Origin of the sequence: Pseudomonas sp. lyk4-R2A-10 (assembly GCF_030209075.1) — a bacterium.
GTDB lineage: Bacteria > Pseudomonadota > Gammaproteobacteria > Pseudomonadales > Pseudomonadaceae > Aquipseudomonas > Aquipseudomonas glycinae.
This window is the reverse complement of the sequence record NZ_JARVSR010000001.1, coordinates 469,623-494,191: the sequence shown is the minus strand read 5'-3', so window position 1 is coordinate 494,191 and position 24,569 is coordinate 469,623. Positions and strand designations below refer to the sequence as shown.

General features: G+C 60.6%; 15 protein-coding genes, 1 tRNA gene and 1 riboswitch. Of the genes, 2 read left to right on the top strand and 14 right to left on the bottom strand.

Features of this window, described 5'->3' with window-relative positions; all coding sequences use genetic code 11:
• Positions 1-158: 158 nt before the first annotated feature.
• The 5 genes from QRN46_RS02210 to ltaE form a co-directional block, all read right to left on the bottom strand.
• A tRNA-Ser gene (locus tag QRN46_RS02210) sits at positions 159-249 on the bottom strand.
• A 62-nt stretch (positions 250-311) separates the two neighbouring features.
• The gene (csrA, locus tag QRN46_RS02205) at positions 312-500 is read right to left on the bottom strand and encodes a carbon storage regulator CsrA (protein ID WP_002554426.1); all 189 of its coding nucleotides are present in this window, start codon (positions 498-500) and stop codon (positions 312-314) included.
• A 186-nt stretch (positions 501-686) separates the two neighbouring features.
• Positions 687-1,928, bottom strand: a complete 1,242-nt coding sequence (locus QRN46_RS02200) for an aspartate kinase (protein ID WP_007951048.1) — start codon at positions 1,926-1,928, stop codon at positions 687-689.
• A 90-nt stretch (positions 1,929-2,018) separates the two neighbouring features.
• Positions 2,019-4,643, bottom strand: a complete 2,625-nt coding sequence (alaS, locus tag QRN46_RS02195; protein WP_129974031.1) for an alanine--tRNA ligase — start codon at positions 4,641-4,643, stop codon at positions 2,019-2,021.
• Positions 4,644-4,789: 146 nt separating this feature from the next.
• Positions 4,790-5,794, bottom strand: coding sequence for a low-specificity L-threonine aldolase (ltaE, locus tag QRN46_RS02190; protein WP_201816015.1), 1,005 nt, complete (start codon positions 5,792-5,794; stop codon positions 4,790-4,792).
• Positions 5,795-5,991: 197 nt separating this feature from the next.
• A riboswitch (FMN riboswitch) is annotated at positions 5,992-6,163 on the top strand.
• A 102-nt stretch (positions 6,164-6,265) separates the two neighbouring features.
• Between ltaE and QRN46_RS02185 the strand changes: the two genes are divergently transcribed.
• Positions 6,266-6,775, top strand: a complete 510-nt coding sequence (locus tag QRN46_RS02185) for a 6,7-dimethyl-8-ribityllumazine synthase (protein ID WP_011335530.1) — start codon at positions 6,266-6,268, stop codon at positions 6,773-6,775.
• Between the two features lie 46 nt (positions 6,776-6,821).
• Here QRN46_RS02185 and astE read toward each other — a convergent pair whose 3' ends face one another.
• From astE to QRN46_RS02150, 7 genes are all read right to left on the bottom strand, one after another.
• A complete protein-coding gene (astE, locus tag QRN46_RS02180) occupies positions 6,822-7,832 on the bottom strand; it encodes a succinylglutamate desuccinylase (RefSeq protein WP_201816018.1) in 1,011 nt (336 codons plus the stop codon).
• A 12-nt stretch (positions 7,833-7,844) separates the two neighbouring features.
• Positions 7,845-8,135, bottom strand: a complete 291-nt coding sequence (locus QRN46_RS02175) for a hypothetical protein (protein ID WP_011335531.1) — start codon at positions 8,133-8,135, stop codon at positions 7,845-7,847.
• A 59-nt stretch (positions 8,136-8,194) separates the two neighbouring features.
• Complete coding sequence (astB, locus tag QRN46_RS02170) at positions 8,195-9,541, bottom strand: N-succinylarginine dihydrolase (RefSeq protein WP_011335532.1); 1,347 nt, start codon at positions 9,539-9,541, stop codon at positions 8,195-8,197.
• 137 nt (positions 9,542-9,678) lie between these two features.
• Positions 9,679-11,148, bottom strand: a complete 1,470-nt coding sequence (gene astD, locus QRN46_RS02165) for a succinylglutamate-semialdehyde dehydrogenase (RefSeq protein WP_201816523.1) — start codon at positions 11,146-11,148, stop codon at positions 9,679-9,681.
• Complete coding sequence (gene astA, locus QRN46_RS02160; protein WP_011335534.1) at positions 11,145-12,170, bottom strand: arginine N-succinyltransferase; 1,026 nt, start codon at positions 12,168-12,170, stop codon at positions 11,145-11,147. The genes astD and astA overlap by 4 nt, the downstream gene beginning before the upstream one ends.
• 51 nt (positions 12,171-12,221) lie before the next feature.
• Positions 12,222-13,241, bottom strand: a complete 1,020-nt coding sequence (aruF, locus tag QRN46_RS02155) for an arginine/ornithine succinyltransferase subunit alpha (protein ID WP_064598807.1) — start codon at positions 13,239-13,241, stop codon at positions 12,222-12,224.
• A gap of 131 nt (positions 13,242-13,372) precedes the next feature.
• The gene (locus tag QRN46_RS02150) at positions 13,373-14,593 is read right to left on the bottom strand and encodes an aspartate aminotransferase family protein (protein ID WP_011335536.1); all 1,221 of its coding nucleotides are present in this window, start codon (positions 14,591-14,593) and stop codon (positions 13,373-13,375) included.
• 308 nt (positions 14,594-14,901) lie between these two features.
• On the opposite strand from QRN46_RS02150, the gene QRN46_RS02145 reads away from it, so the two are divergent.
• A complete protein-coding gene (locus tag QRN46_RS02145) occupies positions 14,902-22,644 on the top strand; it encodes a dermonecrotic toxin domain-containing protein (protein WP_285354228.1) in 7,743 nt (2,580 codons plus the stop codon).
• A gap of 58 nt (positions 22,645-22,702) precedes the next feature.
• On the opposite strand, the gene argR is transcribed toward QRN46_RS02145, so the two are convergent.
• Positions 22,703-23,683, bottom strand: coding sequence for a transcriptional regulator ArgR (gene argR / locus QRN46_RS02140; protein ID WP_011335538.1), 981 nt, complete (start codon positions 23,681-23,683; stop codon positions 22,703-22,705).
• A gap of 111 nt (positions 23,684-23,794) precedes the next feature.
• Positions 23,795-24,559 (bottom strand): ABC transporter ATP-binding protein, encoded by a 765-nt coding sequence (locus tag QRN46_RS02135; RefSeq protein ID WP_003227281.1) that lies wholly within the window; start codon positions 24,557-24,559, stop codon positions 23,795-23,797.
• Positions 24,560-24,569: the final 10 nt, after the last annotated feature.

Genomic DNA, 24,569 nt, shown 5'->3' with positions numbered 1-24,569 from the left:
GTGACCGCTCGGTTCGTAGCCGAGTACTCTATCCAGCTGAGCTACGAGTGCATTTGTTGCGCCGCATTATAGCCCGTCTAATCTCTATTCCAACCACTTTTTCTATAAATTTCAACAACTTACAGAAAAAGCCAGATTACAACGTACTAAGCAAATAATGGCGGAGAACGGGGGATTCGAACCCCCGACACCCTTTTGAGGTGTACTCCCTTAGCAGGGGAGCGCCTTCGGCCACTCGGCCAGCTCTCCGCAACACGGGGCGTATATTAACCACCTTCTTCCCCGTTTGCAAACATAAAAATCGATAAAAATTAATGGCTTGGTTCTTCGTCCTTCTCTTTCTTTATACGCAGATAGATTTCTTCACGGTGCACGGCCACCTCTTTCGGGGCGTTGACGCCGATACGCACTTGATTTCCTTTAACGCCGAGCACGGTCACGGTGATTTCGCCATCACCGATAATCAGGCTTTCTGCGCACCGACGAGTCAGAATCAGCATACCTTTCTCCTCACGCGAATCATTTCAGGGACAACAGTCTGCAAAAAAAAGGCACCCGACCTACAACCGGAGCGATCGTAGCCCTACATGCCTGAGTATTGACCAGCGCGAGCAAAAGAACAGTTCAGGGCTCACGCCATTCAAAAAATAAAGGGCGCGGTCAGACCGCGCCCTTCAGACAACGCATCACTCGCCCTGACGGGCCGGAGCGTCGAGTTCGAAAGCCGTGTGCAGGGCGCGCACGGCCAGTTCCAGGTACTTCTCTTCGATCACCACGGAAACCTTGATTTCCGAGGTCGAGATCATCTGGATGTTGATGCTTTCTTTTGCCAGGGATTCAAACATGCGGCTGGCCACGCCTGCGTGGGAACGCATGCCGACGCCGACGATCGAGACCTTGGCAATCTTGGTATCGCCCACCACTTCACGGGCACCGATCTCGCGAGCGGTGTTTTCCAGCACGGTTTGCGCGGACTGGTAGTCGTTGCGATGCACGGTGAAGGTGAAGTCGGTGGTGTTATCGTGCGCGACGTTCTGCACGATCATGTCGACTTCGATGTTCGCGGCACTGATCGGGCCGAGAATCTTGAACGCCACGCCCGGGGTGTCTGGCACGCCACGGATGGTCAGCTTGGCTTCATCGCGGTTGAAAGCGATGCCGGAAATGATCGGCTGTTCCATGGTTTCCTCTTCATCAATAGTAATGAGGGTGCCCGGACCCTCCTTGAAGCTGTGCAGTACGCGCAGCGGAACGTTGTACTTGCCGGCGAATTCCACCGCGCGGATCTGCAGCACCTTGGAACCGAGGCTGGCCATTTCCAGCATCTCTTCGAAGGTGATCTTGTCCAGACGCTGAGCAACCGATACCACACGCGGGTCAGTGGTGTAGACACCATCGACGTCGGTGTAGATCTGGCACTCGTCAGCCTTCAGCGCAGCGGCCAGCGCCACACCGGTGGTGTCGGAACCGCCACGACCCAGGGTCGTGATGTTGCCGTGCTCGTCGACGCCCTGGAAACCGGCGACCACCACCACGCGACCGGCTTTCAGGTCACCGCGAATCTTCTGGTCATCAATCTGCAAGATACGCGCTTTATTGTGCGCACTGTCCGTCAGGATCCGCACCTGGTTGCCGGTGTACGACACCGCCGGCACACCGCGCTTGATCAGCGCCATGGCCAACAGGGCGATCGTCACCTGCTCACCGGTGGAAACGATCACGTCCAGCTCGCGCGGAACCGGTTGATCTTCGCCACTGATTTGCTTGGCCAGATCGATCAGACGGTTGGTTTCGCCGCTCATTGCAGACAGCACAACCACCAGGTCATCGCCGGCATCGCGGAATTTCTTAACCTTGTCGGCGACCTGCTCGATTCTCTCGACAGTGCCGACCGAGGTGCCTCCAAATTTCTGTACGATCAAAGCCATTTCAAAGCCGCCTCTGCCCATGAAGGGCGCCCAATAATCACTCGAACAGCCGCCGGGTCCGCCACTAGACTGCGGGCCCGACGGGCCGTCTTATAAACCCTGCTCGACGAATGGAACGGTCAGCGCCAGTGCGCCATCCAGTGCGCCGGCGTCGACACCGCCGCCCTGCGCCATGTCCGGACGACCACCGCCCTTCCCGCCCACTGCCGCAGCAGCCTGCTTCATCAAATCACCGGCTTTGAGTTGGCCAGTCAGGTCCTTGGTCACGCCTGCGACCAGTACGACCTTTTCCTCATGGACACTGCCGAGCAGGATCACTGCGCGGCCGAGTTTGTTTTTCAGCTGATCGACCAGCGCCAGCAGCGCCTTGCCGTCCTGACCATCCAGACGCACGGCCAGCACTTTCACGCCCTTGACGTCCACGGCCGAGGCCGACAGATCGTCGCCCGCGGCAGCAGCGGCCTTGGCCTGCAACTGCTCGAGCTGCTTTTCAAGCGCACGGTTGCGCTCCAGCACCGCCGACAGCTTGTCGATCAGGTTGTCGCGGCTGCCCTTGACCAGGCTGGCCGCTTCCTTGAGTTGTTCTTCAGCAGCGTTCAAGTAAGCCAGCGCCGCAGCGCCGGTAACTGCTTCGATACGACGCACACCCGATGCCACACCGCCTTCGCTGATGATTTTCAGCAGACCGATGTCACCGGTACGGTTGGCGTGGATACCGCCGCACAGCTCGACGGAGAAATCACCGCCCATGCTCAGCACGCGCACGTTGTCGCCGTACTTCTCGCCGAACAGCGCCATCGCGCCTTTCTGCTTGGCGGTTTCGATGTCGGTTTCTTCGGTTTCAACGGCGGAGTTCTTGCGGATCTCGGCGTTGACGATGTCTTCCAGCGCTTTGATCTGCTCCGGCTTGATCGCTTCAAAGTGGCTGAAGTCGAAACGCAGGCGCTGACTGTCGACCAACGAACCTTTCTGTTGAACGTGGTCGCCCAGCACTTTGCGCAATGCAGCGTGCAGCAAGTGAGTGGCCGAGTGGTTCAGCGAAGTAGCGTGACGCACGTCGGCTTCGACGTGGGTTTCCACCGGTGCGCCAACGATCAGGCTGCCCGACGCCAGTACGCCGTGGTGCAGGAACGCGCCACCGGTCTTGGTGGTGTCGCGCACGTCGAAACGGCTGTTGCCGGCCTGCAGGTAACCGCAATCGCCGACCTGGCCGCCGGATTCGGCGTAGAAAGGGGTCTGGTTCAGAACCACAACGCCTTCCTGCCCTTCACTCAAGACGTCCACGGACTGGCCATCTTTATAGAGAGCAACGACTTTCGCCGAACCGCTGGTGGCGTGATAACCGGTGAACTCGGTATCGACGTCAACCTTGACCAGGCTGTTGTAGTCCAGACCGAACGAGCTGGCGGAACGTGCACGGACGCGCTGGGCTTCCATTTCACGCTCGAAACCGGCTTCGTCGATGGTCAGGCTACGCTCGCGGGCGATGTCCGCGGTCAGGTCCATCGGGAAACCGTAGGTGTCGTAGAGTTTGAACACCACGTCGCCCGGCACCACGTCGCCTTTGAGCTCGGCCAGATCCTGCTCAAGGATTTTCAGGCCCTGTTCCAGGGTTTTGGCGAATTGCTCTTCTTCGGCTTTCAGTACGCGCTCGATGTGCGCCTGCTGGGATTTCAGTTCCGGGAACGCTTCGCCCATCTCGGCCACGAGTGCGGCAACGATCTGGTAGAAGAAGCTGCCCTTGGCGCCCAGCTTGTTGCCGTGACGGCAGGCGCGACGGATGATCCGGCGCAGCACATAACCGCGACCCTCGTTGGACGGCAACACGCCGTCGGCAATCAGGAAGCCGCAGGAACGGATGTGGTCAGCCACGACTTTCAGCGATGCCTGAGCGTCGTTGGTGCAGCCGATCGCCTTGGCCGATGCGGCCAGCAGGCTCTGGAACAGGTCGATTTCATAGTTCGAGTGAACGTGCTGCAGCACGGCACTGATCCGCTCAAGACCCATGCCGGTGTCCACCGACGGGGCTGGCAGCGGGTGCAACACGCCATCGGCGGTGCGGTTGAACTGCATGAATACGTTGTTCCAGATTTCGATGTAACGGTCGCCGTCTTCTTCCGGCGAGCCCGGTGGGCCGCCCCAGATGTCGGCGCCGTGATCGTAGAAAATCTCGGTGCAAGGACCGCACGGGCCGGTATCACCCATGGTCCAGAAGTTGTCGGACGCGTAAGGCGCGCCTTTGTTGTCGCCGATGCGCACCATGCGCTCGGCCGGCACACCGACTTCCTTGGTCCAGATGTCGTAGGCCTCGTCATCGCTGGCGTAGACGGTGACCCACAGTTTTTCCTTCGGCAGGTTCAGCCACTTCTCGGAGGTCAGGAAGTTCCAGGCGTAGGTGATGGCATCACGCTTGAAGTAGTCGCCGAAGCTGAAGTTGCCCAGCATTTCGAAGAAGGTGTGGTGACGGGCGGTGTAACCGACGTTTTCCAGGTCGTTGTGCTTGCCGCCGGCGCGCACGCATTTCTGGCTGGAGACGGCGCGGGTGTAGGCGCGCTTTTCCTGGCCCAGGAAGCAGTCCTTGAACTGGTTCATCCCCGCGTTGGTGAACAGCAGGGTTGGGTCGTTGCCCGGAATCAAAGAGCTGGAGGCTACACGGGTGTGGCCTTGCTCTTCGAAGAAGCGAAGGAAGGCTTCACGGATTTCTGCGCTTTTCATTAGGTTCTTCCACGGAGGCTGCGGCCAAAGGCCTGTACGAAACGTCAACAGACGAAACGACGGCAAAGGGCCGCATTATATCGGCCCTGCGCGCGGGGTACAGCGTGTTTATACGATAGAAACGGTCAATTGGGCCGCTAACGCTGTCACTTGCGCGAAAACTCGACGAATGTCGCGATCACTTGCTCGATTTGCGAGCGATTGACGTCCATGTGCGTGACCATCCGCAGACGGGCGGCAGCGCTCAACTTGATCCCGCATTCGGCGGCAAATGCCTTGATCGCCTCGGCACGGTCGCCCATCTGCACGTAAACCATGTTGGTCTGCACCGGCTCGACACTGAAACCGGCCTCGCGCAAGCCTTCGGCCAGCAACTGTGCGTTGGCATGGTCATCGGCAAGACGCTCCACGTTGTGATCCAGCGCATACAGCCCCGCCGCCGCCAGCAGTCCGGCCTGACGCATGCCGCCACCGACCATTTTGCGCAGGCGCCGGGCCTTTGCAATCAACGCCGACGAACCGCACAGCACCGAACCGACCGGCGCGCCGAGGCCTTTGGACAGGCACACCGAGACCGAATCGAAATACTGGGTGATTTCCCGGGCATCGACCCCGAGCTTGACCGCCGCGTTGTACAGCCGCGCGCCGTCCAGATGCAGTTGCAGGCCGTTGTCCCGAGTGAACTGGCGGGCCCGGGCCAGATAGTCCAGCGGCAACACTTTGCCCTGCATGGTGTTTTCCAGCGCCAGCAGGCGCGTACGGGCGAAGTGGAAATCGTCGGGCTTGATCGCCGCGGCCACCTGATCCAGGTCCAGCGAGCCGTCGGCCTGCACTTCCAGCGGCTGTGGCTGAATCGAGCCGAGCACCGCTGCGCCGCCGCCTTCGTATTTATAGGTGTGTGCCTGTTGACCGACGATGTACTCGTCACCGCGCTCGCAGTGCGCCATCAAGCCCAGCAGGTTGCTCATGGTGCCGGTCGGGACGAACAGCGCGGCAGCAAAACCGAGCCGTTTTGCCAGTTCGGCTTCCAGACGATTGACCGTCGGATCTTCGCCATACACGTCGTCACCGGTGTCGGCGCGGGTCATCGCGTCGAGCATGGCGGGAGTCGGTTGAGTGACGGTGTCGCTGCGAAGATCGATAACGCTCATGAACCTGGCCTCAAGTCAGCAGGGGAAATCCCTTTTCGAAGAGGAATTACTGCGGGCATGGCGCGGATTAATCAACCCTTGCGCAAGGAAAAGTCGTTTTCACGCTTCGAATAATCCGATGGCAATCATCACAAAGGCGCAATGCACAGCCCGGCAATCTGTGTTAAAAACGCTGCGCCGTCCGATAAAGGGCGGCGAAACGTTCTCAGGGCGGGGTGCAATTCCCCACCGGCGGTAATTGCGCGCAATGTGCATAGCCCGCGAGCGCTTGGTGACGGACACGGCATAAGCCGTGAGCGGCAGCAAGGTCAGCAGACCCGGTGTGATTCCGGGGCCGACGGTCACAGTCCGGATGAAGAGAGAACGGGATTGACGCCAAAGGGCCGTCCGCCGTGTTCGCGCGAGCGTGCGTACCCTTGAATCCCTTTCGATTCATAACGCCCTGTTTTTCACACAAACAGGAGTCAGAACATGCAACCCACCGCTATCGACAGCAAAAGCAAACACACCCACGGCGAGCGCGTCGCGTTCATCCAGGCCTGCTGGCACAAGGAAATCGTCGACCAGAGCCGTAAAGGCTTCCTCGCCGAAATGATCGCTCAGGGTTATCAGGAATCGGACATCGATTTCTTCGAAGTCGGCGGCGCCTTTGAAATGCCTCTGCACGCCAAGCTGCTGGCCAAGACCGGTCGTTATGCCGGTATCGTTGCCGCCGCGCTGGTGGTGGACGGCGGAATCTACCGTCACGAGTTCGTTGCCCAGTCGGTGGTCAGCGGCCTGATGCAGGTTCAACTGGAAACCGAAGTGCCGGTGTTCTCGGTGTCGCTGACCCCGCACCACTTCCATGCCGGCGAAGAACACCAGAAGTTCTTCTTCGAGCATTTCGTGCACAAGGGTCAGGAAGCGGCGAAGACCTGCGCCGATACGTTGCAGAAAGTGCGTGCATTGCGCCGCACCGAGCCGCGTGCTGTAGCGGTCTGATGCAATAACGATCTCCCCCGCGCGCTGCGTGGGGGAGATTTCAGTGTCAGGCAAGACTTTCGTCAGTGGTCGGCACGATCAGAATACCCGCCCGCAGGCCGTTCTTGACCTTGGGGTTGGGGAAGATGATCCGCGCGCCCTGCTCTTCGATGATCCAGCGGGTATTGGCCAGGTCTTCGGCCAGCACATAACCCACATCCAGTTCGGAAAAGTTTTCGATGTCCGCCGGCAGGTTCAGGCGGAACGCATCGCTGTGCTTGATGATTTCCCGGGCCACGCTGAACAGTTGCAGACCATCCAGCCCCTGCTCGGCCATCTCCGGTTCGGTGCCTTCGATGATCTGCTTCAGGCGGGTTTCCAGCAGCGACACATTGACCCCGGCGTTCTGCCCGAATGGCCGCGCCTTGCCCAGTTCCAGCGTGAAGGACTCGGCCCCCAGCTTGTCGTAGGTGTAAGAGCTGAACACGATCGACGGCTTGTTCTGCAACAGCACCGCCTCCATGCCGGCGGCGCGCAGGCGGGCCAGCTCAAGACGGGAATGCTGGCGACCTTCCTTCCACGGATAAAGGGCGAACTGCTCGATCTTCGAACCGCGAATCGCGGTGTGCAGGTCGTAGTGCAGGCGCTGACGATCAGGAAGACTGAAGAAACTCGCCGCCAGACGTTCCAGCTCGCAGGCGCGCAGGGCTTCGGAACCGCTGCTTTGTTCGTGACGGCCGTTGAACAACCGATTGACGTCCTGCTCGACGAAACGCTCGCCCTTGCGAATCGCTTCCGGGTTGCCGAACAGGAACAGAATGCGTGCGCGCGGCTTCAGATCGCCGCGGGCGATGTCATGCAGCAACCGGTCGAGCAATTCGATCGGTGCCGTTTCGTTGCCGTGGATGCCTGCAGACAGCAGCAGGTCCAGGCCATTGTCGCGCGCTTCGGGTGGCCGGACTTCCAGCGCACCCTCGCTCAACCAGCGCATGCGCACGCCTTCGACAGTCAGTTGAGTCTTCTCCGCCGGTTCACGGCCGGCGAGGGTCAGTTCAAGCAGTTTGCCGAGGGCGAGCATAGAGCGGTTTCCTTAGTGGTCGTGATTGCAATCCGGGCCGTGCACGTGGCCGTCATCGTCGCCGAGGTCAGCCGGTTCCATCTCCAGTTGCAGACTTACCAGATTAGTCGCCAATGGGCGCAACAGCAGGTTGGCGTACTCTTCGTCGCCCTCTTCGACGTCCACGCCGATCAACAGTTGGCCGCGGCCGTCCTGCTGGATCCACAGCTCTTTGCCTTGCCACATGACCGCGACGCGGGTGCAGGAAGTTTGCAGTTGCGTGCCGTCAGTGTCTTCAAGGATCAGCTGCAGGGAATCGCTCATGTTTTACGCTCTCTTGGGGAGATGGAACCGTGCGCCGCGACGAGGCGGCGCATCGGTCATCAATTGATCTGGAATGGATAAACCGCGCCCAGTTTAAGGATTTGCGTCAGTTCATCCAGTGCCGTCCGGCATTCAAGCAGCAATTGCGGATCCGCCAGATCGCTTTCGGTCAGGCGGTCGCGGTAGTGCTTTTCAACCCATGCGGTCAACGAACCGTACAACGGGGCAGTCATGATAACCCCTGGGTTGACGGCCGCCAGCTCGGTTTCGTTGAGCGCGACGCGCAGTCGCAGGCACGCCGGGCCACCACCGTTCTGCATGCTTTGCTTGAGGTCGAAGACTTTCACTTCGCGGATCAGGCCGCCGGAGCTGGTCAGGCCTTGCAGGTAATTCCACACGCGCTCGTTGCCACGGCACTCTTCCGGCACGATCAGCAGCATCGAACCGTCAGGACGCGACAGCAACTGGCTGTTGAACAGGTAGGAACGCACCGCGTCGTCCACGGTGACCGCCGAACGCGGCACGCAGACCGACTGGAACTTGCCGCCGACCTTGGCCAGTTTGGCTTGCAGTTCAGCCAGCATCTGATCGGTGTCGAGGAACGCGTCCTCGTGATAGAACAGCACCTCGCCGTTGCCCACCGCGATCACGTCGTTGTGGAACACGCCCTGATCGATAACGGCGGGATTCTGTTGCGCGTAGACCACTCCGTCGTCACGCAGACCGTGCAAACGAGCGACCGCTTGCGACGCTTCGAGGGTCTGACGCGCCGGGTATTTCTGCGGCGCCGGGTAGCGGGTGTCGAACGCACTGCGACCGAACACGAAGAACTCGACACCGGCATCGCCGTACTCACGGCAGAAACGCGTGTGGTTGGCTGCGCCTTCGTCACCGAACTGCGCCACTGCCGGCAACGCGGCGTGGTGAGCAAAGTGTTGCTGGTTGGCGAACATCGCGCCCAGCACGCGACTGGTGGTCGGGTGCTCGATGCTGCGGTGGTATTTGCAGTTCAGGTTGGCGGCGGTGAAATGCACGCGACCGTCAGCGGTGTCGGCACTCGGGCTGACCGTGGCGGCGTTGGCCACCCACATGCTCGACGCCGAGCAGCTGGCGACCAGCAACGGCATCGCTTCTTTGGCGGCGCGCTCGATCACCTGAGCGTCGGTACCGCTGAAACCCAGACGGCGCAGAGCAGCCACGTCCGGACGCTCCTGCGGTGCGAGAACGCCCTGCTGAAAGCCCATTTCCATCAGCGCTTTCATTTTCGCCAGACCTTGCAGCGCCGCTTCCTTCGGGTTCGAGGATTGCTGGCTGTTGCTCTGGGACGCAACGTTGCCGTAGGACAGACCACCGTAGTTATGGGTCGGCCCCACTAGACCGTCAAAATTGACTTCATAGGATTTCATCAGCGAGGCTCCACGAGAATCTGTTGTTATAGGCTTCAGTAACTATTCTTTGAGACCGCGGCGCGGCCATCGCTGGCAAGCCAGATCCCACAGGGATCTCATCGCCCTTGTGGGAGCTGGCTTGCCAGCGATGGGCATCATGCCATCTTCACGCCAGGCGTCAGGGCCGCCGGCAACACCAGGCTCGGGGTTTCCAGCGAGGCCACCGGGTACGCGCAGTAATCCGCCGCGTAGTAGGCGCTGGCGCGGTGGTTGCCCGAAGCGCCGACACCGCCGAACGGTGCGCTGCTTGCAGCACCGGTCAGTTGCTTGTTCCAGTTGACGATCCCGGCACGGCTTTCCAACCAGAACTGCTGGTAGCGCTCTTCGGAATCCGACAGCAGACCTGCGGCCAGGCCAAACGCAGTGTCGTTGGCTTCGGCAATCGCCGCCGCGAAATCGGCGTAGCGGATCACCTGCAGCAACGGGCCGAACAGTTCTTCATCGGAACGCTCGGCAACCGCCGTCACATCAACGATGCCCGGGGTCAGCAGTGCCGATTGCGCCTGTGGCTGAGTCATCGCCAGCAACGACACAGCGCCGTTGGCCAGCAGATGCGCCTGGGCATCCATCAACGCTTTCGCCGCGCCAAGGGAAACCACCGAACCCATGAACGGTGCCGGCTGCTGATCGAACGCACCGACCTCGATGGTCGAGCTGACTTCCACCAGACGCTTGAGCAGGCTGTCGCCCCACGCGCCTTCCGGCACCAGCAGACGACGGGCACAGGTGCAGCGCTGACCGGCGGAAATGAACGCCGATTGAATAATCGTGTACACCGCAGCATCAATATCGGCGACCTGATCGACCACCAGCGGGTTGTTGCCGCCCATTTCCAGCGCAAGAATCTTGTCCGGACGACCGGCGAACTGCTGGTGCAGGTGATTGCCGGTACGGCTCGAGCCGGTAAAGAACAGACCGTCGATGCCCGGGTTCGCCGCCAGAGCGATACCGGTTTCGCGGGCGCCTTGCAGCAGGTTCAGCACGCCGGCCGGCAGACCGGCTTCAATCCAGCACTTGACCGTCAACTCGGCGACTTTCGGGGTCAGCTCGCTTGGTTTGAACAGCACGCTGTTACCGGCCAGCAGCGCCGGCACGATGTGGCCGTTCGGCAAATGGCCGGGGAAGTTGTAAGGGCCGAACACCGCGACCACGCCGTGGGGCTTGTGGCGCAACACGGCGGTGGCGTCGCCCAACGGGCCGCTCTTCTCGCCGGTACGTTCGCGGTAGCTCTGCACCGAGATCGCAATCTTGTTGACCATGCTGGTGACTTCGGTCGCGGCTTCCCACAACGGTTTGCCGGTTTCCTCACCGATGGTGCGGGCCAGTTCGTCAGCATGGTTTTTCAGCGCAGCGGCGAATGCTTCGAGCACGCTGATGCGATCTTCCAGGGTACGCCGGGCCCAGCCCGGGAACGCCTGACGCGCAGCCTGCACGGCCGACTCGACCTGAGCGGCGGTGGCGCCCTCCCCCGACCACAGCACTTGCTGGGTCACCGGGTTCAGCGATTGAAAGGCCTCGCCCTGACCGGCCAGCCACTCACCTGCGATGTATAGCGAATTCATTATTTCGACTCCCGGGCAGCGGACAACGCTACGGCGCGCACCTGATCGCCAGCGTTGAGTTGAAGACGTTTGGCGGTCAGCGGATCGACCACCAGGGTGCCGGCGGCCAGACGGGCCGGCGCAGCCGTGATGCGGCAGTCTTCGCGTTTGCGGTTATGGATGATGAACGGCGTGGCGTCGTCGCCCGGCGTGCCGATAGCCAGCACCAGCGCTTCGCTGTCACGCACCGCGCGGATCTTGCTGGTCTCGCACTCGATGGCGGGGCCGGCGTCGAAGATGTCGACGTAACCCTGATAGCTGAAGCCTTCGCTCTTGAGCATTGCCAGCGCCGGCTCGGTGTCCGGGTGAACCTGACCGATAACGTTGCGCGCGTCCGGCGACAGGAAGCAGGTGTACAGCGGGAATTTCGGCATCAGTTCGGCGATGAACGCCTTGTTGCCGACACCGGTCAGGTAATCGGCCTGGCTGAATTCCATCTTGAAGAAGTGACGGCCCAGGCTTTCCCAGAACGGCGAACGGCCGGCGTCATCCGACACGCCGCGCATCTCGGCGATGATCTTGTTGCCGAACAGTTCCGGGAATTCGGCGATGAACAGCATCCGCGCCTTGGACAACATACGGCCGTTGAGGCCGGTGCGGTAGTCAGCGTGCAGGAACAGCGAGCACAGCTCGGAGTTGCCGGTCAGGTCGTTGGCCAGGAACAGCGTCGGGATCTCGCGATAGATGTTCAATTCCTGCGAGGCGCTGACGGTCAGGCCGACGCGGAAGTTGTACCAAGGCTCGCGCAGACCGACCGCGCCGGCGATGGCGGAAATCCCCACCACGCGACCGTTGTCGTCTTCGAGCACGAACAGGTAATCCGCGTCGCCACGACCGGCTTCACCGCGAAAGGTCTTCTCGGCCCAGCCAACCCGGTGGGTCAGGCGCTCTTCGTTGGCCGGCAAGGTGGTCAGGCCGGTGCCGGTGCTGCGGGCCAGGTCGATCAGAGCGGACAAATCGCTGCTGCGTACGGGACGAACAATCATGCTATCTCCTCAAACGGGCCGCCGTGGCCACCCGTGAAACTCGCTAAGGCGTTAAACCGCCACCAGGCGCACGCTGGCACCTTCACCGACGCCCAGGGCTTCGGCCGCTTCCAGATCCAGGGTCACCGGTTTGCCCGGCGCGTAATCCAGCTCGAGCAATACCGCGCGGTAATCCTGCAACTGGGCGTTGGCCACCAGATACTGGCGACCGGCACCTTTGACCGGCTCGCCGAGCTTCACCGGCACCACACGGCTCTGGGCGATCGAACGGATCCCCGAGACACGCGCATGCAGGGTCGGGCCACCGTCGAAGATGTCGATGTAGTGATCGGTCTCGAAGCCTTCGCGCATCAGGATGTCGAAGGTGATCTGCGCACGCGGGTGTACCTGGCCCATCGCTTCCTGAGCGGAGTCCGGCAGCAGCGGCACGTAGATCGGGTAATGCGGCATCAGCTCGGCGAGGAACGTCCGGCTTTTCAGGCCACACAGACGTTCGGCCTCGGCGTAGTTCAAATCGAAGAAGTTGCGACCGATGGCGTCCCAGAATGGCGAGTCGCCGTTTTCATCGCTATAGCCGACGATCTCGGTTACCACTGAATCGGCGAACCGCTCCGGATGGCTGGCGACGAACAGCAGACGGCCACGGGAGTTGAGCTCGGCCCACGGCGACCCCACCAGCTCGCGCTGCACGTAGAAACTGGTCAGCAAGCTGTTGCCGGTCAGGTCGTGGCATTGCGAGAGCACGTGGATCTTGTTGTGGATCTTCAGCTCGCGGGAGGCGTGCACGAAGGTCTCGTTGCGAAAGCTGTAGAACGGCTCGGAGTAACCGGCCGACGCGACGATCGCCGAGCAGCCCACCAGCTTGCCGGTGGCGGTGTCTTCGAGGACGAAGAAGTAACTTTCTTCGCCGTTGAAGCTCACTTCGGCGGCAAACGAGGCTTCGCTCGCAGCGATTTTGTCGCTCAGGCGTTCAACGTCATCCGGCAAGGAAGTGACACCAATCGGGCTGTCCGCAGCCAGACGCTGTACCTCGCCCAGATCAGCCATTTGCGCGGGGCGCATCACCAGCATGGTGTCACTCCTTTCTCTACTTCAGGTCGGCGAAAGCGCCGACTCGGGAAAAAAATGCCGGGCAGGCCCGGCACAGGAAAATGGTCCCGGCACCTGTCGATGACGACAGACGCCGGGCGGTCTTGCATGAATCAGGCTTGGGTCAATTTCGCCGCAGCACGCTCGAAACGATCCAGACCGGCGTCGATGTCTGCGTCTTCCACCACCAGGCTCGGGGCGAAACGGATCACGTCCGGACCCGCCTGCAGAATCATCAGGCCTTCTTGTTCAGCGGCGTTGAAGATGTCCTTGGCCTTGCCTTTCCAGGCGTCGCTCAGCACGCAACCGATCAGCAGACCGAGACCACGCACCTGGGTGAACAGGCCGTACTTCTCACCGATCTGTTGCAGGCGGGTCTTGAACTTGTCGTGCTTGGCATGGACGCCGTTCAGCACCTCAGGGGTGTTGATCACGTCGATCACCGCTTCGGCCACGGCACACGCCAGCGGGTTGCCGCCATAAGTGGTGCCGTGAGTGCCGACGACCAGATGCTTGGCCAGCGCTTCGGTGGTCAGCATCGCCGCGATCGGGAAACCGCCGCCCAGGCTCTTGGCGCTGGTCAGGATGTCCGGGGTCACGCCGTAATGCTGGTAGGCGAACAGGTTGCCGGTACGGCCCATGCCAGTCTGCACTTCGTCGAACACCAGCAGCGCGTTGTTGGCGTCGCACAATTCACGGGCGCCTTGCAGGTAAGCCAGCTCGGCCGGCAGCACGCCGCCCTCGCCCTGGATCGGTTCCAGAACGACCGCGCAGGTCTTGTCCGAAACAGCGGCTTTCAGCGCCGCCAGATCGTTGTACGGTACGTGGGTGATGCCGGTGATTTTCGGACCGAAACCGTCGGAGTACTTCGACTGGCCACCAACGTTCACGGTGAACAGAGTACGGCCGTGGAAGCTGTTGAGCGCGGCGATGATTTCGTATTTCTCGGTGCCGAAACGGTCGAACGCGACACGACGGGCCAGCTTGAAGGCGGCCTCGTTGGCTTCGGCGCCGGAGTTGCAGAAGAACACGCGCTCGGCAAAGGTGGCGTCGATCAGCTTGTGCGCCAGGCGCAGGGCCGGTTCGTTGGTGAACACGTTGGACACGTGCCACAGCTTGTTCGCTTGCTCGGTCAAGGCACCGACCAGCGCCGGGTGCGCATGGCCCAATACGTTGACGGCGATGCCGCCGGCGAAGTCGATCAGCTCGCGGCCGGCCTGATCCCAGACGCGGGACCCGGCGCCACGCACCGGAATGAAAGCGGCAGGCGCGTAGTTGGGAACCATAACCTGGTCGAAATCGGCGCGTTGTACCGCAGCGTGCTCAACGGACATCGGAGTCTCCTGATGAGGGCCACCCGCCTGAAACTGGCGAGCGATGGGGGGATTGTAAGGACAGTTTTGTGCCCGGCCTTGCCGCCAAGCGACAACTTCTTATAGCGCAAACCCCGGATTTTCCCGGGTTTACGGCAATGCGACATATAGCGTCGCAAAGGCGCAGTTTAAACCGTCGCCAGCAATTGCAGCAGGCCTGAGAGGATATCAATTGCGGCAGCCGCCAATGTCATATCTATGTACCGCACTTTGTCGAAAGCAATTTGATTTGCTGGGCTCCTTTTCCGGATGCCGAAGGCAGGATCACCATGCAATCTCCGATCAATCGGGCCAGCGCCACGGCCGACACCGACGACCGACACAACCCGCCCTCTCATTATCAACCGCTCGTCAACGCCATGCCCTCATGGCTGGGCAATGCCTCGGACAAAAGGCGCGAGGCACTGAAGAACAATCGCAAGACACTTCCCGACACCCTCAAGACTGCACCGCAGGCGGATCACGACGAATTGAGAGCCGCGATCGCCAACCACATGTCAGCTCAGAACACCGTGGATCAGAGGCTCGAACGCGTGCAGGACGCCAGCGCGTTTGCAACACCGCTGCTTGCGCAAGCGTTGAAGTCCCGGTTCGGCGTGGAAGTGGATGTCAAGGAAACCTTCCTGCGCCTCTACATACCGGTGACCGTGTCCGGCTTTGCGATCAAAACCGGCGCCCGGGTCTGGACCGTATCGCTGGTAGAGGCGGCGCTGCACAATTTCGAAGAGAAGGAAACACGGCAAGGGGCTTACGAAAGTGGCTCGTCCTTTATTTCCAGACCGACTGCGACAGGGCAGTTCGAGCCGCTGCCGCAGGTCAACGGCAAAATCACTATCCCGGCCTTCACCAGCCTTTGCCGGGAGCTGGACATCGGCGCCCGCTACAAAAACTACCTTGAAGACAGCCTCGGTTTCACCAGTCCGGTCGCCGCCGCGGTGTTATCCCGCGAGGTCAAGGACAGTCAGAAAGCCGCACTGAGGGCCGCCCTCCAACTGGCACGGATGAACCAGGACATCGGAGAGTTATATTTTCGACTGATCGGCGGCTTGCTCGATGGTCTGGAAGGCATGCGGATCGACCGTCAACCGCTGCGCTGTCACGATTTGACGATGATGTCGGCCACACTGACCGGCATCGTGATATTCACCCCGGATCTGGAACAGGCCAGGGCCTCGACCCGGGTGGTTGCTTACATACCCGATGATCCCGAGCACCCCGTCAAGGAATACGCCTCGCCCGTCGAAATGGAGAAAGAACTGACCCGCCAATTGCGCGCCCCCGACTATCAGCGTTTCTTCAGCCGTTTCGTACTCCATGAACAACGTGGTCATTTCTTCAGCGAACTGAACCGGCGACTGAGCAAGGTGACATGGCACAAGCCTGAGGCGGGAAGCCCGCTGCCTGCCTGGCGAGACACCCCTGTAAACAAGCCGAAACTGCAACTTGCCGTCACGCCCATCACCACAGAACTATGGGAACACCTCTACCAGGGCAAGCTGAACAAGATCCTCAATGACGCAGCGACTATCGCCGTATCAACGGCCACGACGGACGCTAACGCCCGCTGGGCGCTCTGGGACTCCTTCGTCAACGTGGCGTCATCGATTCTCGAGATCGCCTCCTTCGTCCTGATGCCGTTCGTACCGTTTCTCGGAGAAATCATGATGGCCTACATGGCCTACCAATTTCTCGACGAAGCCTTCGAGTGGATTGTCGACTGGGCCGAAGGGCAGATTACAGAGGCCGCCGAGCATTTTTTCACCGCATTGGAATCATTGATTCAGCTGGGAGCCTTCGCCCTCGGTGGCGGGATTGCCCTGGCAGAACTTCCAAAAATACTGCCGGCAGAAGTCATGTCATTCATTGACCGGTTCCAGCCCGTCAAACTGCGCAATGGCAAAACCCTCTACTGGAAACCGGATCTGAAACCTTACGAGCGCCAGGTCAAGCCACCCGAAGGGACCGGGCCCGACCGCCAGGGCCTGCATCACTATCAGGGCGAAAGCCTGCTGCCACTCGAGCAGACGCATTACCTCGTCAGTCCGCATGAACATCCCGGCAAACTCTACATCGAACACCCCGCACGGGCAGATGCCTACCGTCCCATCGTGCGCCATAACGGCGAAGGCGCCTTTCATACCGAGCTTGAACGACCGCTTGAATGGGACGCCCCTACCGTATTGCAACGGATCGGTCACAGCGTCGAGTCGTTCCCTGCGGTGCGACGTGAGCAGATCCTCAAGGTCAGCGGTTATTCGCAAGACGCACTGCGCAAAATGCACGTCAACCAGGAGCGCTTGCCCCCCCTGCTGGCTGACAGCATTCAGCGCTGCCGGATTGATCAGGACCTGCAGGACTTCATCGACCGGATGGCCAGCGACCGCCCCGAGGATTATTCAGGTGCGGATCCGCTGCTCCAGCTCCGGCTTATCGCAGAGCAAACGCCCTGGCCGCAGCGCAAGACATTGCGTTTCATCAACGCTCAAGGTGAGATTGCATGGCAATCCTCTGCCGACGAACAGCTTCCTATGACTGAGATTCGACAGGACAGCCTCTCCGATGGCGACGTCCTCAAGACGCTGCTGCAAACGCTCAGCGAGCCGGAAATCAATACGCTGCTGGGAGAGGATTTCGCAGAGATGCACGCTATCGAAGCGCGCACGCGCAAGCTCAGAGCCAGACTGGCGCAGATCGCCCGAGAGCAGCGCACTTCGCTTTTCGAGCAACGCTACCAGGCGCTCCAACAGCGCGACGAGCCCTTGATCAGGCGTGCGGCCCTGCATGAGCCGCAGCTGCCTGCCAGGGTGACTGAAGAGTTGCTGAACACGGCCACCGGTTCGGAACTGGTGATGATCAGCAAAGGACAATGGCCCGAACGGCAACAGGCGCTGGCAGAACATGCCAGGCAGGAACTGCGCGTCACTCGCGCCTTCGAAGGGTTGTTGCTGGATTCTGTGCGCAATCCTGATACCGATACGCTGGCGCTGCACAGCCTGCAACGATTGCCAGGCTGGTCCGCAGACGTACGCCTTGAAGTGCGCGGTCAAGATCCCCAGGGACAGTTGATCGACAGCACCGGCCCGGTCGATGCCGCCATTCAGAAGGTGCTGGTGCTCAAATCCGATGGGCTCTGGCAGCCGTACGACGAGCAGGGACTGCAACTGCACGGCTCCACCGATTTCTACACTGCCGTCCTGCAAGCCCTGCCGGACGCGCAAAGAAACGCCTTGAACCTGCAGATCAGCGAGGGGGGAAAACTCAGACAAGCCATCAGTGACAATCCGCTGCCACGTACCGAACTGCGGCTGACAATCACGCCCGATCCCGTGCCGCCTCCCGTCATGGATACCTTGCGGTTGCTGGGCACGGACGGCTATTCACGCAACCCGCCACCGGCGCTGCGAGCACCCCGCACGCTGGACAACCGGATCAGACAGATCTACCCGAGAATGCCTGAAGTCGAACGAATCGCCATGGCGCAGCGCCTGGCCAACCATCCGAACGGCGCGATCGCCGAACTGTCCCGGCTTCAGCTGGAATACGCGCAACTCGATAGCGATCTCAATCAATGGCTGTTCGACCTACCGGAGATCAACCCGGCTGACGGCACCCGTCGATCGGACGAGCAGCAGATGGCCGCCATCCGTGATCGCCAGACATTCGCCAACGACCTGCGCAGTTGCTGGCGCAGAGAGATGCATGGCCCGCATGGTTACCAGATGCGTTTTTCACAGCCGATCGTGGGTGACCTTCCTGCCCTGACGGCCGACTTTTCCCACGTCGACAATCTGGAACTGATCGGCAGCGGCGAGCCGGGTGCCATGAACCACTTCCTCGAAAGTTTTTCGGGACTTGTACGCATGGACCTGCGCGACTTCGACCTGCACAATCTGCCGCCGCGCCTGACAACGCTCGCAGGTCTGAAACAGCTGACGCTGCAAAACTGTGGCGTCGTCCTGACACCGGAAAACCGATCGATTCTGTCGAACCTCAACGGGCTGACCGCACTGGATCTGGAAGGCAATCCACTGGGTGTGACGTTCGACTTCACCTTCATGCCGAACCTGACGCATCTGAACCTTTCCAGTACCGGCCTCTCCGAAATCCCCAGCGGCGTCCTGGATCACCCACGCCTGACCAGCGCATGGCTTACCGATAACCAGATCACCACACTGCCCGATGCCTTGTTCGAACAGCCGGCTGCTTCCACCGCAGGGTACGATTTTTTCGGCAACCCGCTTTCTGCTGCGACCCGTGAAAACGTGAAGATCTACTTCAACCGGACCGGCAGCGATCTGGGCGTTCGTCCCGAGCAAACGGATATAAACCGGATCAAGGCACTGTTTCCCGACCTGAATGACCGTCAATCCAGCGAACTGATTTACAGCCTGCCCGGCTCGCTGTTACAGGGTCGGCTTCAACTGGATCGCTGGGAGAGCGAAATAACCCGGCTGACCAGCGAGCTGGCCACATGGGCGCGGGACACACCCAATCGTGATCCGTCCACGGGTGAAATGCTGACCCCCAACGAACATTTCAATCAGTTTTATGAGCGAGAAGTTTTCGCCGGAAGAATTGAGCGGCTGTGGCGTCACCGATCGACGGCACATCCGCTGACGAGAGCGGATGTGTTATCGGCGCAAGCCAATTTCATCGGTGACATGCCGGAGCTGTCGGCGGATTTCAGCCACATCACCGCACTGTCGCTCAACGGGAACAAACAAATACGTGCCACCTCAACCTTTCTGCGCAGCTTTCCCCGGTTGAAACGCCTGATCCTGCATGACTTTGCACTTGAACAACTGCCACAGTCCCTGGCGGCCCTGCCCGTGCTCGATACCCTGGTTCTCAACAACTGCGGCGTGACCTTGACTGGCGAGCTGCAGCTTGCACTGGCGGGGATGCGCGAGCTTGAATCACTCGAACTGCCTAACAACCCGCTGGGCAGTGCGCCCGACGCAGGCAGTCTGCCAGCGCTCATGTATCTGGACCTCTCTCGCACAGGCATCAGCGATGTTCCTCCCGGATTGGCCGGCCATCCGAGATTGAAAACGGCCATTGTCAGTGATAACCGGATCAGCGAGTTGCCCGAGGCGCTCTTTGACCTGCCCGCCGAAGCCAGCGCAGGATTCGATTTCTCCGGCAATCCGTTGACCGCCGACACACTGGAACGGATCAAACGTTACTCGCGCGACACCGGCATGGATTTCGGCGTGATCGCCAAACAGGCTGACATCGATGCCACCCAGGCGCTGTTTCCCGACCTGGACGGCGAAGAGGCCAGCGAGGTGTTTTACGGGTTACCCGGTGACCTGGAACACGGACGCCGCCAGCTCAGGCACTGGAAAGCCGAGCTCGAGCAACTCACCGCCGATCTGTCGCAATGGAAAATGGCAGTGCCCCACGAGCATCCTTTCAGCCATCAACCCCTCTCACCACGGGAGTTCCTCGCCGAACATTCGGCACGAACAGCGTTTGCCGAACAGTTGCAAACCCTGTGGCGCTCACGAATGCCGGAAAACCCCAGGCAGCGGGGCGATTCACTGGTAGCACGTGTGACATTCATCGGCGAACTGCCCACCCTGACGACCGACTTCAGCCACATCCGCGAAGTCTCACTCACAGGGCATGACGCTCTCCGCAACGTCGACGGTTTCCTGCAACCCTTCAACACCTTGCGCCACCTGGAACTGCACGATTTCAACCTGGGCCAGAACCCGCTGACGTCCATGCGCATGCCTTCACTGCAGCGCCTGGTTCTGGAGCATTGTGGATTGACGCTGACCCCGCAAAGCCGCACATCCCTGTCGTCTCTTGAAGATCTTCGGTATTTGAATCTGAGCCGAAACCCGCTGGGCGCCCATCCGCCCCTCGAAGCGCTGCCAGCCCTGGTGCAACTGCGCATGATCGATACCGGGATTTCGAGCCTGCCCGACGGTTTGCTCGGTCATCCACGACTGCTCGTCGCCATGCTCGAACGCAACCGGATCCGCGATCTGCCCGACATCCTTTTCGATATTTCCGCCCGCCCGCCCAAGCAACTCAGCCTCGCCGACAACCCGTTGTCATCCAGCACGCGCGAACGCATCAAGCTCTGTTACCAGCAGTTCAGGCAGCACTTCGGCGTTTCAATGCCTCGAGAAGACCTCGAGCGGATCCGTGAGCTGTTTCCATCCCTGAGCGATGATGACGCCAATCGAGTGCTGTACCTGCTGCCGGGAACTCTCGACTTCGGTCGATTACAGATCGAGCGCTGGGAGACCGAACTGCGGCAGCTTGAAGGCGACCTCGAAAAATGGGTGACCGACGTCCCTGATCGTTATCCGGCAAGCGGCATCGAGCTGACCGCCAGTGATCGATCCGCAGAGCATGCCAGTCGCAGGATGTTCCGACAGGAGATCGAATCGTTCTGGCGCGAAAGGTCTCGCGAACACCCCGAGAGGCGAAGCACGGTGCTCAACCTCAATCCGGCCTTCATCGGTGACCTGCCGGACTTGAGTGCCGACTTTTCTCACGTGACAACGCTATCGATCACCGGCAATGCTCAGTTACGGGCAGGCACAGGCTTCCTGCGAGGGTTCACCGGCCTCGACTCGCTCGAATTGCGTGATCTGGCATTGACCGAAGTGCCACCCGCACTGACCGCAATGCCGGATCTTCAGCAACTGGTGCTGAGCAACTGCGGGGTCGTACTGGATGACAAGGGCAGCGCTACGCTGGCGTCACTGAAGCAACTGGTCAGACTCGATCTTTACAGCAATCCGCTGGGCCGGCTGCCGGATATCCGCGGCCTGCCGGAACTGGAATTTCTCGATCTGTCGAACACCGGGATTACCCGGCTGCCATCGAGTTTGCTGGATCCTCCCTGGCTGGAAACCGCCATCCTCAGCGGCAATCGCGTGACCGAACTGCCCGCCGAGCTTTTCGATTTGCCTGCCTCCGCCAGCAACGGCATTGACCTGGGCGACAATCCGCTGGACGCGGCCACCCGCGAGCGCATCAAGGATTACTTCCGCCGAACCGGGGAAGACCTTGGCGTGCTGGCCGAGCCGTCGGACATCGCACGCGTCCAGACGCTCTACCCGGCCCTGAGCGATAAACAGGCCAGTAATTTCATCTATCACCTCGAAGGCACACTGGCCGATGGCCGGATCGAGCTGGCACGCCGGGAAGCCGAACTCGAGCAATTGCTGGGTGATCTTGCCGCCTGGGAAAACGACATACCCGATCATCCGGTGACCGGGCTGCCACTCCCCCCGGACCAGCGCCTGATGCAAGAGCAAATCAGAACGGCATTGCGAGAAGCATTGCTGACTTGCTGGCGCAAAACCCCGGTCGAAGGAGCAGACGCCAGTGACCACCAGTTTGCGTTCAGGCTGCCGATCATGGGGGAGTTGCCAACACTGACCGCCGACTTCGGCCACGTTTCGGATCTCTATCTGGTCAGCACCAGTAATCACTCGCCGCGGATCGGTCGATTCCTCGAGGCCTTTACCCACCTTGAAAGCGTCGATATTCAAGGTTACGACCTGCCCTCCATCCCCGAAGCCGTGTTCCGGATGAAGCGACTCACCACCTTGAGCCTGCCGACCTGCAATCTCACGTTATCGCCGCAGGACGTGGCCGGGCTGGCAAGTCTGGACCAACTTGATCTGCTGCATCTGCACAATAACCCGCTCGGACTGACACCTGACCTCAGCAATTTGCAGAACCTCACCGACCTGGACCTGAGCACCACCGGCATCAGGGAAATCCCCAAGGGTGTACTGGAGAATTTCAACTGGATGGAAGTGGATCTGTCGGGCAATGAAATCACTGAAATGCCCGATGCACTCATGGAGGTGCCTGCCCACGTCGGCGATCGCTACGACCTGTACGGCAATCCCTTCTCCGCCCAGGCCATGCAGCGAATTCGGGCTTACTACCAGGAAACGGGGATGACCCTGAACGTTGACGACGTCATGGAACATCCACAGGTGCAAACTCGCCCCAGTGCCGAAATCGAAGATTGAAGGACATCTGAAACGCCAGCGCCATGGGGTCGATCTCCATGGCGCAGGGGCTAACCGGTCAACCGCGCTCTGGCGGCACCGACGACAGTTCGAAAGGACTGCTGCTGCGCCGCTGGTTGCGGTCTTCCCGCGGCGTGGCGCCGAAGAAGTTGCGGTAGGCGCTGGAGAAATGCGGCCCCGACGAGAATCCGCACGACAGGCCGATCTGGATGATCGACTTGCTGGTCTGCATCAACATCTGCCGGGCCTTGTTCAGGCGCAGTTCCAGGTAGTACTGGCTCGGCACGCGGTTGAGGTATTGCTTGAAGATCCGCTCCAGCTGCCGACGGGACACGCACACGTGCTGGGCGATTTCGTCGGTGGTCAGCGGCTCTTCGATGTTGGCTTCCATCAGCAGCACCGCTTGGGTGAGCTTCGGATGGCTGGAGCCGAGGCGGTTCTGCAATGGAATGCGCTGACGCTCGCCGCCTTCGCGGATGCGCTCGACCACCAGTTCTTCGGAGACCGCACCGGCCAGCTCCGCACCGTGATCGCGAGCCAAAACTGCCAGCAACAGATCGAGCACCGACATGCCGCCGCACGCGGTCAGGCGATCGCGATCCCAGTCGAACAAATGGCTGGTGGCGATGACTTTCGGGAAGCGTTCGGCGAAATCGTCCTGCCAGCGCCAGTGCACCGCCGCGCGGTAACCGTCGAGCAGACCGAGTTGCGCCAGCGGATACACACCGGCCGACAGACCGCCGATCACACAACCGGCGCGCACCAGTTGCTTGAGTGCGCTGCTGAGTGCCGGCGCCAACGTGGTCGGTGGCTCATCGGCGAGCAGGAACAGTTTCTGGAAGTTTTCGAGCTTGCCGGCCCAGGGTTCGCCGGGCAGTTGCCATTCACCCTCGGCCGGTGCTTCGGCCTGCAGGAAGGACAACTCGTAAACCACGTCCGGATGCACACGCTGGGCAACACGCAAGGCCTCCTCTGCCAGCGCCAAAGTCAGAGCTTTAGTGCTGGGCCAAATCAGGAAACCAATTCGATGGGCAGTCATGGCGGGCGATCCGAAACGTAAACAGAGGGAAAAACCGAAATCGGCTGCAACCAAATTAGACCATCTGGCGCGCTGCGCAGCATGACCTAATCTGGTGCATAACGGGAGCGATTACTTGAGGCTGCCCGAGAGGAATTGTTGCAAACGTTCCGATTGCGGATTGACCAGCACTTCACGCGGGTTACCGCTTTCTTCGACGACACCTTTGTGCAGGAACACCAGCTGGTTCGACACTTCACGGGCGAAGCCCATTTCGTGGGTCACCACCACCATGGTCCGGCCTTCCTGAGCGAGGGCCTGCATGACTTTCAGCACGTCGCCGACCAGTTCCGGGTCGAGGGCGGAAGTCGGTTCATCGAACAGCATCACTTCCGGTTCCATCGCCAGCGCACGGGCGATTGCCACGCGCTGCTGCTCGCCACCGGACATGTGCCCCGGGAACGCATCCTTACGATGAGCCACGCCGACCTTGTTCAGGTAGTGCTCGGCTTTCTCGCGGGCTTCGGCCTTGGACACACCCAGCACGTGAACCGGCGCTTCCATGATGTTTTCCAGCGCGGTCATGTGCGACCACAGGTTGAAGTGCTGGAACACCATCGACAGGCGCGAACGCATGCGCTGCAGCTGTTTCGGATCAGCGGCTTTCAGCGCGCCGTCCTTGTTCGCCACCAGTTTCAGCTCTTCGTTGTTGAGCAGGATCTTGCCCGCGTGCGGCTGCTCAAGCAGGTTGATGCAGCGCAGGAAAGTACTTTTGCCGGAGCCACTGGAGCCGATGATGCTGATCACATCGCCGGCGGCCGCTTTCAGGGAAACGCCCTTGAGCACTTCGTGACTGCCATAGCGTTTATGCAGGTCTTGGACTTCAAGTTTGTACATGCGGTCGGTT